This window comes from Marinilabilia sp., from assembly GCF_016278715.1.
Taxonomy (GTDB): Bacteria; Bacteroidota; Bacteroidia; order Bacteroidales; family Marinilabiliaceae; genus Marinilabilia.
On the sequence record NZ_JADQBH010000090.1, the window covers coordinates 1 to 17684 of the forward strand.

Here is a 17684-nt window from a genome sequence, read left to right on the forward strand (position 1 = left end):
CTGCCACTAAAATAATTATTTTACTTTCGGTTCAGCCGTAACTTCTTTTGCTTCAATAACCAATTCGGCCGTATTTAAACCATCTGATTTGGCAATAAGCTTTATCTCTCCCACACCACCGGTCGATTGCACAATTACCTGAGCCAGACCGTTAAAAGTTTTGCGTTGCCAGGGTTCTGAAGGAATAATTACCTGCAGCTTTCCGGGCTCGGTATTGACGGTTGACCATGGATTCTCTTTTACAAAAGGGGTTGCAACTACCACTACCCGATTCACTCCGGGTTTGAGATAGTCTGATTGCAATTCATAAACCGTCTCATAATCAGGAATTTCAGCAGCCACCAACTGACCGTTTATATAAACCGACTGATTTTCCCCAATGCTTCGGAACATCCAGTTAATTTGTCCTCCAAGTTCCTCTTCTGAAAGCTTAAACTGACCAATTAAAACAGTTTTTTCAGGTTCGGTTCCCGGTTCAAGGCCGTCGTTGTTTAACGCATCTTTGAGTCCATGAACATCAAATGTCGGATCAAGAACTTCCAGGATATCTGATTCTGAAGCAAAAGTTTGTTTCCAGTTGCTGAAAGAGACTGTTTTGTAGGTGTCAATGAAACGATCCGGTTCATGAGAAGTGGGATCTCCATTGCCTACACCAATTATTTTACCGGGACCTTCAATTTCGAACACAACATTTCGATTGGCAGTCGGTACTATCCTTTCCTTTTTATCGATCACCTGCACAGTTACCATCGCTAAATCTTCACGATCTGAATTGATCAATTCGCGATCTGCAATCAGTCCTACACTCTGCGCATCACCGGTGGTTTCGACCATCTCAGTAGCCATCTTCTTTCCATCCCGGTAAGCAACCGCCTTCAATTCTCCGGCTTTGTATGGTACTTTCCACTCCAGGTGACTGTTGGGTTCCATCTTCTTGCGACCAAAACTCTCTCCATTGGCAAAAAGCTCCACTTCATCGTAATTGCTGTAAACCCAAACATCAACCTCTTCCCCATCACGACCTTTCCAGTTCCAGTGGGGCAAAATGTGAAGTACCTCTTCATTGCTCCACCACGATTTCAAGTACCAGACATTATCCTTGGGAAAACCACACAAATCGAACATTCCAAAATACGAAAGCACCGAAGGATATTGGAAAGGTGTCGATTCTCCGCGGTAATCAAAACCTGTCCAGATACACATTCCAGCCAGATAATCTCTATCGGCATAATGCTGCCATCCCTGCTGAATACTCATAAAACCCGAAGGCGTAGGAACATCATAAGCTTTCAGGTATTGTTCCTCCTGATCATCCACATAAACACCACGAGTGGTATTGGTAGAACCCTGTTCAGTTCCCAGCGATGCCTGCCAGGGGAATTTTTGATGATGCTTATCCGTATCACCATGACGAAGATAGTTGAACCCCATTACTTCGATAACCGAAGAAATACCCGCACCCCAGGCTCCACTCACAGCAGCATTGGCGGGCCGGGTGATGTCCAGCGTCTTCAGATACGCTTGCATATTCTGAGCCATCATGGCTCCACGCTCTCCGTTTTCGATGGCCCACTCTTCATTACCAATTGACCATAAAACCACTGATGGGTGATTGCGATCCCGGATTACCAAACGTTTGAGATATTCCAGCATATAATCAGTTGTTCCCATCAGGCGGTTTTCATTGAGCACCAACATACCAATACGGTCACACGCCTCGAGCAAGGCAGGAGTTGGCGGATAGTGTGCAGTACGGTAGGCATTGTTCCCCATCTCTTTCAACTGGCGAATGCGCCACTCATGCAGTCCGTCAGGAATAGCTGTACCAACACCTGCATGATTCTGGTGGTTGTTAGTTCCCTTTATTTTAACATGGCGACCGTTAAGGAAAAATCCCTTTTCCGGATCCCACTTGATGGTACGGATACCGAAGGTAGTTTCGAATTTATCCACCAATTTGTCACTGGTGTGAATCAAGGTTTCCAAAGTATATAAATGAGGATCGTCAAGATCCCATAAATGTGGATTGTCAACTTTGTATTCAAAAGTATATTCGTCACTGCCCATGGAAATAAGCTCAAACACACCGGATTTCCCCTCTGCAACTACGTCTCCGGCAGCATTAACAATCCTGTTTTCCAACGAAAACGAGGATTTTCCAAGATTCTTATTTCGAACTTTCACCTGAGCGGTGACGATAGCTTCGTCACCATCTACTTCGGAAGTAACAAAGGTCCCGTATTGAGGTACATACAGAGGATTCACTTTCGTCATCCACACATGGCGGTAAATACCGGCTCCTTCATAGAACCAGCCCTCCTCCATGCTGGCATCCACACGTACAGCCACCACATTTTCCCCGCCATAATTGAGGTATTCGGAAACATCATAAGTAAAACTGGTATATCCGCTGGCCTCATTTCCACAGTAAAAACCATTCACCCACACTTTAGAATCTCTAAACACACCATCAAATTCCAGAAAGACACGTTTCCCTTTATCCGATTCCGGAATAGAAAAGGACTTACGATACCACCCCACGCTGGTATTCGGAAAACCGGGGCCTACTTTTTTGTACCCGTGACTGTGACTGGCATTTCCTGAAAAATCCATCTCAGCAGCCCAGTCGTGCGGCAAATCCAGGTTGCGCCATGTGCGATCGTCAAAGTCGGCCGATGCTGCCCCGTCACCATACCCTGCTTTGGCCAGATAGGAAAAATAACTGGTTCCCACATTAAAATCTTTCTCCACATCATGGGGATGTCCAAAGGTGAATTTCCAGTCGAAGTCCATCAATACCCGTTCACGGGGCGAGGCAGATATAAATAACGGTATGGTCAGGAAAAAGACCAGAGTAAATAGTTTCGTTGTGGGTGTTTGCATATTTTATTTGTTTTTTATCGTAATGTCGTGTCTTTCGGATACTTTAACTTATATTTTTGATTTCGTTGTACTTTTATCATAAATAATCCAAGCTATCAAAAGCATTTCCCGAAAGGGATTTCATCCCTTATACCCTGATCCCGATTATGGTTTTGTAAGGTTTTGATTTTCCAAAACCAACAAAAACCTATTTCGGGACAAAGAAGATCAAGACAGTAAATCTTTTCAAAGTGATTTATTTTGAATAACGATGAATAAAGCAGGTTAAAACTCAATATTCATAGTTACAGGTTTATCCTTTTTCAGAAGAACCCAAACAGTGTCCGTTCCTTTTCCCCCATCAATTAGAGAATCTTCATTCGAGACTTCTATCCCTCCTATATTCTGAGGCATTTGGACCTCCACTTCCTGATTCACAGATGATTTCAACGTAACTTGTAATCCATCATTATTCCACGATAGCTCTTCGATGATAATCCGCCCTCTCAGCGCCATTCCTTTAATGCTCCCGGTTTCCCATTCACCCGGCAAAGCAGGCAGTAATTTCACCAGGCCGGGTTCTGAATAAGCCAGGGTTCGCATAATTACAGCAGGAAAACCACCACTCACATCCATGTTGAAGAGGTTTCCCGAATTGTGATAAGTCCCCAGTGACGGAGTGAAATAATAACGGGAAATCCAGTTGATAATTTCTCCGGCAATCTCCCTGTTTTCAAGGTTTGCAGCAATCATCCCCATTTGGGCCAGCCCAAAAGCCATCTCACCACCGTTTTCGTTGCGGCGATGCACCATTCTACGCTCAACTGCCTCGCGGGCAGCGACCATTAGCTCCGGACTATTTTTAAATTCAGGAGCGATGATTTCATACAAAGCATAAAGATGCGATACGTGACGATGCTGGTAATTATCCTCAAATTGTTCAGGAATCCATTCAGCCAGGGCACCGTCTTCATTTACCCGATAATCTGGCATTCTGGTAAGCATTTTTTCCCATCTAACAAGTTGCTTTTTCTTCTCTCCAACCAGTCTCCCAGCTTCAATGCTGTTACGTAACAACTCCTTCGCAACCATAACGTCCATGGTTGCATCAACAGTAACCTGTGCATTAGAATTATCCGGAGTATTTTCGGGCGAATAGGAAGGTGTAAAAACATATTTTCCATCTGCTCCCTCGATCAGAAAATCTTCGTAAAACCAGGCAGCCTCACGCATAAACGGATAAATATGCTCCTTCAAATACGTCCGGTCGCCGGTGTAGAGAAAGTAGTCGTAAAGAATCCCGGAAGCCCATCCTGCACCTCCGGTCCACAATGAAAGAGCCCACTCATCATCGAAGTGAATATTCCATCCGTGGGTGCTTGAATGAGCCGGCACTACAATTCCACGGGCACCAAAAAGGCGACTGGCATTGTCACGGTAATAGGGCATCATGCGCTCATGATAATCCATATAGGCTTTCAACAGTTCGGGTGTATTTGCAGGCAACAGGGCAGAAACTGCAACTTCCACATTACCGTCATGCGTAAAACCAGACGACCACGGAGGAGTCCATGTTCCACTCCAAATTCCCTGTAAATTGGGAGGATTGGTGCCGGTGGATGAAATAATATTGTACCGGGCAGCATCAAACTGCTTTTCAATAATTGCAGGCGAGGTTTTCTGCCTGGCTTTCATTACCAGCGCTTCGGATTGCAAACCCGACTCATCGCCATTGGCAAGGTCAAGCTCAACTCTGTTAAACAAATCGCCATGAATATTCTTATGAACGGACAGGAGCTTTTCATATCCTGAGTCTATTGCTTTGAGGGAAAGTTTTAAATCATCAATCAGCGATTTTTCAAAATTGTAACTGGGAACCACACGCATCAAAACCAAAATTTCATCAGCATTCTTAATATTCATACGATCTCCCTGATAAGAAACCTCTCCACCCGATGAAATTACGCGGGCAACACCCTCAAAACCTTCAGGATTGCCCTCCCATTTTCTTTTAAATTGGGTAGAATAGGTCAAAAAACCATCCCGGGCCGAGGTTTCTACACTTTGTATAGCGCTGTTGATGTATTCCCATTGATCCCACGCCACCGGATGACGTCTGAGAGACAGTGACGCGGTGACTTTGTCACTCCCTGAAATGCGCATCACCAAAAGGCTGTCGGCACGGGATACAAATAAACTACGCTGAATTAAATTTCCGTTTTGCAACCACTCAACCTTTGCCTCTCCGGTCTCGAAGTCCACCATTCGGGAGTAGTCTTCCACGTTTCCGGCTGGCATCTGAACATCAATATTGCAAAATGGTACATAAGGATCGATCCATTTCTTTTCACCATATCCCTCTTTCATACTCTGGTCAACAGGAACCTCTGCGGCCTTTCTGTATTTCCCTTCGGCAATAAGGGCTCTGATTTCATCAAGTCGTGAAGCCTGGTCAATAGGTTGCAAAGGCACCCAGTTGGGCAGATAATGCAGCGCATGATTTACCACAACAGTCTCCTGATGAGGATCTCCAAAAACCATTGCTCCCATTGTGCCGTTTCCCGACAAAAGAGCGGATTCCCAGTCTGGTGCCGGCTTCCAGCTCACAAAACCATGCTCCGGCTCTTCGAATGGCTGTGCCACAGCAGTTACTCCGGTTATTGCAACCAGAAATCCAAGACAAATATTACTTAAAAATCTTCTGTGCATAGGTTTTTTATTTTCAATCTCACTTCAACTCAATTCTGATCCCGGCCTCTGGCAATCCGGAGGAATTGGCTTTCAACATCACAGAGCCCGGTTTTCGGCCTGCTTTTACAATCGCCAGACACTTGCCATTAAATGCTTTTCGCTGAGGTGACTGAAAAGAGGCATGACTGGTCTGGTCGCCATTATCAGTTGCCACAATGGTTGCTTCGCCATCCAGACTGAACTTAATCAGATTATCTGCATCAGGAACCAAGTTCCCATCCTTATCGGTGACTAAAGCAGAAACAAAAGCCAAATCAGTTCCATCAGCATCTATGGATTGACGATCCACTTTCAGTGATATAATCGCAGGTTCTCCGGCAGTATATATCTCTTTTTCAGCAACTACCTGCCCCTCAAGCCGGGTGACGGCACGAATCGTTCCTGGTTGATAATCAACTCTCCACATCACATTGAACCGCCCTTCGGGTTTACTTTTTGTTCCCAGTGATTCACCATTCAGAAACAACTCAACCTCATCGGCATGATTGTAATATGCCCAGACATCAATGGTTTGCCCTTCTTCCCAGTTCCAATGCGGAAACACATGAAGCACAGTATCCTCCGACCACTCACTCTTATAGAAAAAGTAAGGATCTTTCGGGAAACCAGCTAAATCAACCATCCCAAAATAGGAGCTTCGGGAAGGCCATTGATAAGGAGTAGGTTCACCCAGATAATCAAAGCCTGTCCAGATAAACATCCCCGACATGTAATCATTATTTTTGATCAGATTCCACGTATCGGTATGCGTAGATCCCCAGGGCGCACGGCAATTGTCGTAAGCCGAACAGGTATTTCCGGGGTTTCCGTCATAAAAAGGAATATCCCAGCGTTTGGGCCAGATGCGCACGCTGTCGGAGGGCATATCGTAATGACCGCGGGAATGTAAAGACGAGTTGGTTTCGGTAGCGATAAATGGTTCGCCGGGAAAAGTCCTGGGGAAGTCGGGCCAGTCTTCGTGATGGTAATTGAACCCCACCAAATCCAAAACCCCGGATTTATTCAATGAATTGTTGGGTGACGGCCCGTTGTTACCGGTTGTGATGGGTCTGGTTTTATCAAGTTCGCGCACAATGGCAGCCAGTTCTTTGGTAATCCTGATTCCGGTGGAGTCCCACTGCTCCAATATTTCGTTGCCGATACTCCAAATCATCACACTCGGATGATTTCGATCGCGGCGAATGTGGTCACGCAAGTCCTTCTCATGCCACTCATCCCAATAAAGCGAATAGTCGTAATCGCTTTTGGCTTTGGCCCACATATCAAAAGTCTCATTCATGACGATAAGTCCCATCTCATCACATAATTCCAGAAGTTCAGGAGCAGGAGGATTGTGTGAAGTACGGATGGCATTGGCCCCCATTTCCTTCATGATTTCCAATTGCCGTTCAATAGCCCGACGATTAACTGCAGCCCCTAAGGCTCCGAGGTCGTGGTGCATGCATACACCTAATATTTTTGTTGGTTGATCGTTAAGAAAAAAACCCTTCTCGTGGTCGAAATGAAAAAAACGAATCCCAAAATCGGTTTCATACTTGTCAATCAACGTTCCATCGGTCTCAATTCTGGAAACGGCGGTGTGCAAAGCAGGATTTTCGAGCGTCCACAATTCAGGTTGAGAAACCTCTATAGAAAGGTCAATGACTTTGGTTTCACCAGCAGCAATACGAACATCAGCAGCACGGGCCGAACCTGTCTTCTGTCCATCAGCAGAAATAATATAGACCAAAAGCTGAAAAGTAGTATCCCTATCAAAATCGTTGCGAATTGAATGCTCAATATGCACCAAAGCCGCATCCTGTGTCACCTCAGGTGTTGTAACAAAAGTGCCCCACTGATCCAGATGAAGAGGATTTACCGAGGTGAGCCAAACATTGCGGTAGATCCCGGAACCGGAATACCACCGGGAGTTAGGCTGAGCGCTGTTGTCCACTTTTACGGCAATCACATTCTCTTTTTCACCGAAAAGGAGATAAGGTGTAAGATCGTATCTAAAGGAGATGTAACCATTGGGCCGTTTACCAAGATAATGTCCGTTGATCCACACTTCACTGTTCATGTAAACCCCGTCGAACTCAATAAAAAACATTTTATTGCTTTGACATTCGGGCAGCGAAAACGTTTTCCTATACCAGCCCAGTCCGCCGGGAAGCGCGCCGCCTCCAACACCCGAAGGATGATTTTCATTAAAGGTCCCCTCAATGCTCCAGTCATGCGGTAAGTTCAACTGGCGCCAGTTGGAATCATCAAAATCCGCATGGTGATACCCGTTCGAATCCAGACTATCAACAAGTGCAAATTTCCAGTTGTCGGTAAATATATTTTTTGTGCGAACTTCCTTATCTTCATGAGAACAAGCCGACAAGAACAATCCGGCAACCATAAAAAACAAGACAAAAGATCTCATAGTGATTAGTTGTATGTGTGGAGAAATAAAAAAAGGCCTGATAATCCATATATCATCAGGCCTTTGGTTCAATTCAATCTACTCAAAAACGACCTCGACAGCCTGACCTGAATAATCCACCAGCTGGCCATTGACCGCATCAGGATTAAATCCGACGGACTTATCGGGAGATACAAATACCACCTCGAACCGGCGTTCTTGCAGCATTCCGTCGAATGAGCCTTCACGATTACCAATGGCAAGGGTTTTATTTTGGTTGTTGTATGTGAAAGGAATGGTAGAGAATTTACCTTCCTCGTAATTATAGTTGGTGTTTTCATCCTCATAAAGCTTAAACTCACCATTGTCGCCGGTATAAACGTAAACAGTGATTAATTCAGGCTTTTTCTCAGTAGTGTACTGAATTTCAGGACCGGCTGTAATAATTGCGCCTGCAGGAGCATACATCGGCATGCGTTCATAGGGAGCATTCACTTCTTTTGTCTGTCCACCCTCGATGAATTCGCCGGTATAGAAATCATACCAACCTTTATTTTCGGGGAAATAGACTTCACGGTTACGAGCTTCGTATTCATACACCGGGCATGCCATCAGACCTCCGCCAAACATATACTGGTCGTCGATGTTGTAAACATTTTGGTCATCGGTATAATCCATCACCAAACCACGCATGATGGTGTAATTGTCGTGATAAACAGCACCGGTAAGACTATAAATATAAGGCATCAGACGATAGCGAAGCTTGTTGTAGTATAGCATCGACTCAAAAGCCTTGTGTCCTTTAGGAGCAATGTTCCAAAGCTCTCTGTAGGGATACTGACCGTGCACACGGAACAGCGGTGAGAAAGCTCCAAACTGATACCAGCGGGTATTCAGCTCACGCCACTCTTTCATATCCTCACTACCTTCGGGAGCATTTTCATAACGCTTTTCCACACAAAAGCCACCGATATCCATTGTCCAATAAGGCATTCCCGAAAGGGAGAAATTGATGGCTGCAGGAATTTGTGCTTTCAAGTCTTCCCAAACAGTTCCGATGTCACCACTCCAGGTAACCGTTCCGAAACGCTGCATTCCGGCAAAACCGGAGCGGGTGAGGATAAACACACGCTCATCATTTTCCTCAGCACGCTGACCTTCGTAAATTCCTTTGGCATTCATCAAAGCAAAAGCATTGAAATATTGAGTGGATGGTCCCAAATGTGTAGGGTTCATCAAATCTTTACGGTATTCCATACTTGCATTGGAAAGAATATCGGGCTCGGTAGCATCCAGCCACCATGCATCAAAACCTTTGGTATAAAGTTCTTCTTTTATTTGCTCCCAGAATAGTTCCCTGGCACCGGGTGCATAAGCATCATAAAAGGACCCTACATATCCGGGGTAAATCCAGTCTTTAATACTGTCTTCCACGGCCTGACGATACATCCATCCATTCTTGTCGAACTCCTTGAAATGCTCAGTATTGTGGTAGAACTTGGGCCAAACAGAAATCATTATGCGGGCATTGTTCTCGTGCACCTCATCCACCATAGCATTTACATCAGGGAAACGTTTTTCATCGAACTTGTGACTTCCCCACTGGTCAACAGGCCAGTACGACCAATCCTGAACAATATTGTCGATGGGAATTTCACGCTCACGGAATTCATCCAGCACTTCCAGCAACTCATCCTGTGTTTTGTAGCGTTCACGGCTTTGCCAGAATCCCATAGCCCACTTAGGCATCACCTGAGCTTTTCCGGTAAGTTCACGATAACGGGAAATCACATCATCCATGGAGTTTCCGGCCATAAAGAAATAGTCGAGTTGGTCGCCCATTTCACTCCAGAAAGAGATACGTTCCTGCTCTTCAGGAGCAACAGGTGTCAGAGCTTTCAATCCGATATACGACTCTCCTCCATCGGGAATCCAGTCGAGCTTGACATGATATTTTTTTCCGGCTTCCATGTCCACGTTAAATTTGGCCACAGAAGGATTCCAGGCAGTACGCCAGCGATCGGCCATCAATTCACCGTCAATCCAAATTTTTGTATATCCGGCATAATACATCAAAAACCGGAAAACACCACTCTCTTCGGGTTGTAAATGACCTTCCCAGGTAATGCGGGCATTAGTAAAATCAAAACCTTCGGGGAAATTCTCAATTGTTGTCAGGTTTTCGTAATCGATGGAATTCTCCTGACGAACAGTAAAGACATTTCCGGTTTCTTTATTATCGATATAAGTAGCAGTGAGACTCCCCTCTTCTCCGTCAATATTGAAAAGTTTTAACTGATCAATTTGTCCGTAAGGCCGGGGATCCCCCCAACGGGTAAGAGAATAGTTATCCCAAAGAATTCCGTAGTTTCTCGTGGAAACAATCACTGGAACAGACACCTTGGTGTTGTACTGGAACAGTTCCTCGTTTTTTCCTTTATAGTTGTAGTCGTGTGCCTGATGCTGACCCAGACCGTAAAGACCTTCGTCATCATGCGACTCCCACACCTGGCGGACTTCGTAACCTTTAACGCCATCCACTTCCATGGAGGTAATGGTTTTTCCGCCATTTTCTTTTTCCTGAAGAATCAGATTTCCATCCGCATCGAAAAAGCGAACCTCTCCGGTACTTTGTGAAACCTTTGCAGTCACTTTTGCAGTTGAAAGAACCAGGTCATCACCCTCTTCGGTCACATCAAAATCAACAGTTTTTTCCAACGGCAGGGCCACTAGACTCTCTTTTGTGCTAAAATCATCAGCAGCAGTGGCTGAAACTTTAATAATTTCTTCGCCATAAGGAGTCAGACGAATGGCTTTTACCGACTCACCGGCCGGATTTTCGGGATAAACCGTTAAACCAGCATCATCAACTTTCCAGCCTCCCTGGGAACATCCAAAGCCCAAAATGGCAATCAAACCAACTAAAAAAAATTTCTTCATAATGTTTACTTAATAAACCCTTTAAGCATGATTCAACAAAAAGGTAGTTCAAATATTACTGTACGTTATTCTAATTTCAGGAAAGAGAAAATTGAGCCCAGTTTAAAAGCATCTTTATACTACATACTACACTCAATCATTTATTCATTAACCGTGTGTTCCTCACAAAGATTGTAAATAAGTGTGAGATTTACACACCATATCTGAACAAAATATGATATAATCTTTCGGTTAAAACTCTCTTCATACCGGGAATTACAAAATATTAAAAGTCAGGAAGTCTCCCAAATACAAGTCAAAAGGAGCAAAAATTGACCACTTAACCCCTGGCTCCTATCTTCAAATACCGGAAGACCTCCATGACTTTTAATAACCTATAAAACAGCACCTTTATTCTTTAAAAGGGATATACCCCGGCGTTGGCCCCTTCAATAAGTGCATCGTATAACAATTGATCACCCACTTCGAACTGGTCTCTGTCTATCATCCCGAAACCATGATTGGTGAGGCTTCCTTCGTCCCAGTAAAACGGAACCAATCCGTAATTTTTGGCCTGTTCGGTGACATATTTATTAAAATAAGCCCGTGACTCATAATGAAGCTGCTGCCACTCAGTATTGTCGCTAATTGTGCGACGTATAGCTCCATATTCTCCAAGGATCACCGGAATACCATTATCTACAAATTTGGACTTCATCTTCTGAAACTGAGCCAGCACATAGTCTTCTTCACAATCCCAGTCGGGGAAACGGCCCTCGGCCCCTGAAACATGGTAATTTTCTCCCCAGAAGTAATAAAAATCTCCCCAGGTTTCATCCTGTGTCAAACCACAAAAATTCCATGGTGAATAGTAATGAACCTCTGCCATCAGACGGTCTTCCACATCATCCTGTGGCAATGTGTTCATCAGCGTATTGGTTTTATCAATATCCGTTGAAGGCCCCTGGAATATCAGTACCCGGTAGGCATTTCGACCACCGGTTGACCGAACCGCATCAATGAAGGTCTGCTCGTAAGAAAGCAAAACCGACATCTGAGAAGCATCTTCCACATTGGGTTCGTTGGTGCCGGCAAACAACAGACGTTCGTCATAATCGCGAAAATGGATAGCAATCTGTTTCCAAAGAGCTTCCTGCTTCAGGTTGACTTCTTCCTGTTTTCCCGTTGAAATGTTTTCTTCCAGCCAGCCACCATCCCAGTGGATATTCAATATCACATACATATCGTTGGCATAGCAATAATCTACCACCTCTTTAACACGCGCAAGCCATGCATCCTCTATTTTAAATGTTTCCTGATTTTCGATATGACTGTCCCATGCACAGGGAATACGAACGGCATTGAAGCCTGCCGCGGCCACTGCATCAATTAATGCCTGCGAAGTTTTAGGATTTCCCCAGGCCGTTTCACCGTCGGGCACTTCCATAGAATTGCCCAAATTCCAGCCCATTTTCATATTTGCGGCCAGTTGGAGGGCAGTGCTGGCCATGCCGGAATTGTCGTCAGGAATGGAAACATCAATTCCGGACTGAACAATAGTCACCGTATCTTTGATGTCGCCCATAGAAAAAATCACCAGACCAGTGCGTTGAAAAATGGAGGGGTTGGATGCGACTGAAAAATCTTCCGAAGCTTCAGAAAGGGACTTGATTTGAGAAATCCAATTGCCCTTGATGGTCATTTCATAATTGTTGGTGACCTGGAGGTTTACAGAGAAATTTCCTCCCTCCGCATCGATCTCAACCATGTCCTGTTCAAGAATCAGGAGCTCACTCCCGGCTTGCGAGACCGTAATCTCCCGGGTCAGGCCATCGGCAGAAATAGTAATAACCGCAGACCTAACTTCAGCATTTGGATTTCTCTTGACCGTTAAAGCAATGGAAGTTTCCTGCTCAGATCCGGTGCCCGTCAGCGGGTCAACAGAAAACCATTCTGTAGTGCCCGAAATCACCCAGTCGCGGTTTGACAGAATGTTAAAAAACTTGGATCCGCTGTTAGCCGGAAAAGTAAGTTCTTCAACACTTACAGACAATGAAGCCTCTTCAATAGAATCGTCATCAGAACATGATGAGCACTGAATACTCAGGAAAACCAAAAAAAAGAAAAAAGCCAGTTTTTTCATATAAAAACAGATCAGTAGATTTGGGAGCTTCGTTATTTAACTATCCAGCTCCATGAGTAATTAAGCTGCACTCACAACTTTGTCGTCTGAACAAATTAATGCAAGCCCCGGCTCAATTACCGGGACTTGCCTCTAATTGGCTATAAATAGAGTTTATTTTAAATCTGGGGTGTTAATAAACCAGCACCTCGTCAATGGTGGCTGTCACGGCAGTCATATCAGCAATATCCTCTCCCATCCCGACAATATCAACCACGAACACCATTACACCTTCCGACAAACTTCCGGGAGCAAATGTAGCGGTGTAGGTACCATCCCCATTAACAATTATGGTTTCACCATTTCCTGAAGGATTCCAATCAGCATCGCTATAAAGAATCGAAGCATCATAAGATCCCACAGCTCCTTCGTTCAATGTAATACCACTAAGAGTAAAGGTAACTTCCAGACTATTAAATGAAGCCAGTTCGCTTGTTGCTAACGGAGGATCTGCTTTAGTGCTTCCATATTCATTAAAAAGCTCCAACCGCAGATTACCTTTCTCTTCAATATCTCCGTATGCCAATTTTGAATTATCAAATGTCAGAGAGGTAGCCTGAGGCCCCTCCTCACTTGCACCACCGGCAGCAGGAACAAGATGGAATCCCATGTACTCCGGCTTTTCGGGATCTTTTGCACCAACCCACATACCCGTTACTTTTCCGGCGGCATCCTTCTCAATAGACATAATTCTCAACTGATTATCAGCGCTGAGTCCAAAGCTGGCCCATCCAATCACTGAAAATGAAGGAGCGATTCCATCAAAAGTATAGATTCCTTTTTCATCCAAGGCATAAGTGCCCGTCTCAGTGGTTCCGTCAGGAGCAACATATTCAACCGTATTATCTTCAGAATTCATCGTTAAAGCAAATCCTTCATAAACACTTGGATCGGGAGTTCCTAACCAGTCGGGATAATCCTCAGGAGAATTCCATTCATTCATTCTTGTACCATCCAGATTACACCAATTAAGAGGAGTCTGGTCAGATAATGTCCAGGTAATAGAAGTGGTAACTACCTTCGAAACATCCTCTTGCCATCCGGAAGGAAGTTCAGGCTCAGGATCCGGAAGGTCTTCGGGAACCCAGTTGTCGTAATAATCTTTCGAAACATAATTATACACCAACATTGCCGGACCTTCTCCTGATAAGGCTTCATCACGAATAACTCCGAGTTGCATGGCATCTTCGGTAAGATTCATCACCCGGATATCCCCCCAGTTTATTACATGACCATCGCGTCCTTCGTCATGCAAAGGAGCAGCATCGGTCAAAGAAAGCCTTTTGGCATCAGCATCAAGAAAATAAGTTCCGTTATCAACACGGCCAAGAACCTCATGATTTACGGAAACGGTGGCATTTCCCTGCAGACTGAACGTCATGGTTCCAAAATTTGCGGCAGGCATCAGCCATTGGTTTCCTTCCCAAACAGGACTCCAGTTCCAGGTATCTTCCAGCCCTAAAGCATCTCTTACTGCATCAGTATCTTTTCCCTTGCCATAAAGGGCTCTGCTATCCCAATTATCGTCTGTTCCGAAAAAATAAAGCGGCCCCTTAAAGTAACGACTTTGTCCCTCTTCGTTCAGGTCAAGCAACCAGGTTTTCTCTTCGCCTACACCTCCTGTCAGCAATGCCCAAAGAGGATCATCAACATACATCAGATTTGTAGTGGTAATAGTTAGGTCAAAAGTATCTGCCTGAACAAATCCACCGGCACTCTGGACCCCGTAAACGAACTGATAATCGCCCGAAAATGGAATACGAACGGTATCCACAATGTGACTAGATCGCCCCATAGGAGTAACCCACAAAGGCGTAACCCCTTCGGTCAGACTTTGGAGGATTACCATATTGGGATCTTCGGCATCCTGAACAATTCTGTATTTCAGGTTGTTTTGGGTAATCATCTCCCCAAGACTGTACTCCTCGGGCTGACAGGCTGAAAAACCCAACATCAAAACAGCCAGAAGAGAAAAAACTATATATAATTTATTGGTCTTCATATCTATACCATTTTATTGATTAATTACTCCACCCGTCATTCTGCTTCAGGACATTGTCCGACAGGTTGATTTGGTTTTGAGGAATCATCTGAAAACCTCTTTTATCAATAATATTCTGAGCGTTGATCACCTTGCTGGTCTCAACACCTCCGTCCAAAACAGTTGTTTGTTCTGCGATGGTACTAGCAGCTGTTTCCAGCCCCTGACGGAGAAGATCCCAGTAGCGAATGCCCTCAAAAGCAAATTCCAGACGTCTTTCTTCCAGTATATTGGCTGGGTTAACAGTCTTTATTCCCAGGCCTGCACGGTCGCGTACCAAATCGAAATAATCCTGAGCATTGGCACTTCCCAATTCAGCCGCCATCAGCAATACATCGGCATAACGAATAGCAACATAGTCCTGATACTGTCCAATCATGAAGTTCGTTGCCCCATTTTCTGCTGCAACATCACTTCCATCAGGCAAGGCCAAAGGAATGTACTTCTTATTGGCATAACCGGTATAGCCTCTCTGCCCTGAATTATCAAAAGCTAGGCCTTCTTCCTCTATACCAATAATAGATGCTGTTCTTCTGGCATCATCCTCTTCATAAGCATTGTAAAGCTCCGGGTTTACAGGTCCGGCGCCCCAACCACTACCATAAGGACTAAATGACTGCTCGCGCAATCCTAACATGACCATCCAATGGTTACCATCTGTATTGCCATCGTAATCAGAAGTAATATTGTGCTTGATAGCGAAAATAGTTTCCTGATTGTCTTTACCTGCATAGGTGGATTCCAGCGTATTGGTCTCCGGAACAGGTGTTGCAGATGCTGCCGGCCACAAGTTGGCAAATTCCTCTACCAACCCGTATTCTGTGCTCGAAATCACGTCTTCCAGATGTCCAAGCACCTCGGTTTTAGAGGCTTTTCCAACCAGATCGGTTTTATTGTAGTATCCTGTATAAAATAAGAACACTCTTCCCAATAAAGATTTGGCTGTCCATTTGTTGGCTCTTCCGGGTTGCACATCTCCACTCCCTTTCTCAGCTGCAATCAATAAATCCTCTGCAATCTGAGCATAAATTTCATCTGCGGAAGCCTGTGGAACATTCTCCTCAGTAGGTTCAATTACAAGAGGAACCCGTTCCCAAAGGCGTACCATATCAAAGTACAGGAAAGCTCTCAAAAAGCGGGCTTCTGCCTCAATGGAATTCCTTTTAGCATCATCTCCTTCCCAATTGATCTGATCCATTTTCTGCAAGAGCATGTTTACACGATAGATTGCTTTGTAAAAATCAATCCAGTTTTGCTCAAAAAGATTTTGATCAGAAGGAGAACGCTGAAGATTGAATTCATCAAGCAACTGATAGCCGTAACCATCGTTATTTCCTGTCCCTCCATAGCAGTTATCAGAAAAAACTTCAGAAGCTACGGGAAATGAAACCCCGCCCTGATTAACAGCCTGCAGACCATCATAACAACCTACTATTGCCAACTCTGCATCTTCCAGAGTCTGATAGAAATTGGCATCGGTAAGAGATGTCTTGGGGGTGCTGTCCAGAAAACTTTCAGAACAACTTCCAAGCATCAAAGCACCTGCCACTATAATTGAATATATTTTTAAACTCTTCATTTCGAATGCTGATTTTAGAATTTAACATTAAGACCAACAAGAATGGTACGCGGACGAGGATAATAGCCCAGGTCGACACCTGATGATCCATTTTCCAAACCATAACCCACTTCAGGATCCATTCCGTTATACTTCGTAAAGGTGAATGCATTCTGCACCGACCCGTAAAGTCTGAACTGACTTAAAAAGTCGCGATTAATCAGGTCCGCAAAATCATACCCCAGTGTTATATTACTAATTCTCAGGAAGTCTCCATCCTTCACAAAAATATCCGAGAACAGATAATTGACATTGGTTTCTGTCACTCTGGGAATTTCATAGGAAGTACCTTCTCCGTGCCAACGACCTAAAATTTCGGTGGTATAATTGGAAAAAGCATTGGTGTGATTACGATAAGACTGAACAATTTGATTTCCTGCCACCCCATTGGCAGCAACAGAAAAATCAAAATTCATATACTCGAAACCAACGTTAAACCCAAATACAAAATCCGGATTGGGATCGCCCACCATTACTTTGTCGCTGTCATTCATCGTTCCATCCCCATTTTGATCCACATATCGCAAATCGCCGGGTTTGGCGTTGGGTTGAATCATTTTCCCATTGCTGGTATGATTCAATACCTCCTGCTCATTTTGGAAAAGCCCATTGGTTTCCCAACCCCAGAAATAACCGATTGGATAACCTGTTTCAGCACGATGATAAAACTCCAGAGAGTTATCGTAAAGCATATTGGTCAGTCCATGAACGATACCGTCATTGGTAGGAACATTGGTCACTTCGTTCTCATTGTAAGAAATATTACCCGACACAAAGTACCGAAATTCACCAATTTGATCGTTCCAGTTGGCAGCAACCTCTAAACCGGTATTCTTAACGTCTCCTCCGTTAATATAAGGCCCATCGGCACCAGCTGTAGCCAGAATAGGAGCCTGAAGTAACCAGTCTTTGGTTGACTTTTCAT

Annotated in this window: 7 protein-coding genes and 1 pseudogene; all 8 read right to left on the reverse strand. The window is 44.4% G+C overall.

Annotation, left to right across the window (positions count from 1 at the left end):
• Window positions 1–15: 15 nt before the first annotated feature.
• Entirely contained in the window at window positions 16–2883 is a 2868-nt protein-coding gene (gene galA / locus QZZ43_RS05610) for a beta-galactosidase GalA (protein WP_291856946.1), read from the reverse strand.
• 264 nt (window positions 2884–3147) lie between these two features.
• Window positions 3148–5571 (reverse strand): glycoside hydrolase N-terminal domain-containing protein, encoded by a 2424-nt coding sequence (locus QZZ43_RS05615; RefSeq protein WP_291856947.1) that lies wholly within the window; start codon window positions 5569–5571, stop codon window positions 3148–3150.
• Between the two features lie 19 nt (window positions 5572–5590).
• Complete coding sequence (gene galB, locus QZZ43_RS05620; RefSeq protein ID WP_291856948.1) at window positions 5591–8020, reverse strand: beta-galactosidase GalB; 2430 nt, start codon at window positions 8018–8020, stop codon at window positions 5591–5593.
• 78 nt (window positions 8021–8098) lie between these two features.
• Window positions 8099–10939: a TIM-barrel domain-containing protein gene (locus QZZ43_RS05625; RefSeq protein ID WP_291856949.1), complete on the reverse strand. Its 2841-nt coding sequence runs from the start codon at window positions 10937–10939 to the stop codon at window positions 8099–8101.
• A 397-nt stretch (window positions 10940–11336) separates the two neighbouring features.
• Entirely contained in the window at window positions 11337–13061 is a 1725-nt protein-coding gene (locus tag QZZ43_RS05630) for a cellulase family glycosylhydrolase (protein WP_291856950.1), read from the reverse strand.
• A 172-nt stretch (window positions 13062–13233) separates the two neighbouring features.
• On the reverse strand, window positions 13234–15102 hold the full coding sequence (locus tag QZZ43_RS05635; RefSeq protein ID WP_291856951.1) for a hypothetical protein: 1869 nt from the start codon (window positions 15100–15102) through the stop codon (window positions 13234–13236).
• A 19-nt stretch (window positions 15103–15121) separates the two neighbouring features.
• The gene (locus QZZ43_RS05640; RefSeq protein WP_291856952.1) at window positions 15122–16720 is read right to left on the reverse strand and encodes a RagB/SusD family nutrient uptake outer membrane protein; all 1599 of its coding nucleotides are present in this window, start codon (window positions 16718–16720) and stop codon (window positions 15122–15124) included.
• Between the two features lie 14 nt (window positions 16721–16734).
• Window positions 16735–17684 (reverse strand): annotated as a pseudogene (locus QZZ43_RS05645) (SusC/RagA family TonB-linked outer membrane protein); the annotation flags it as partial.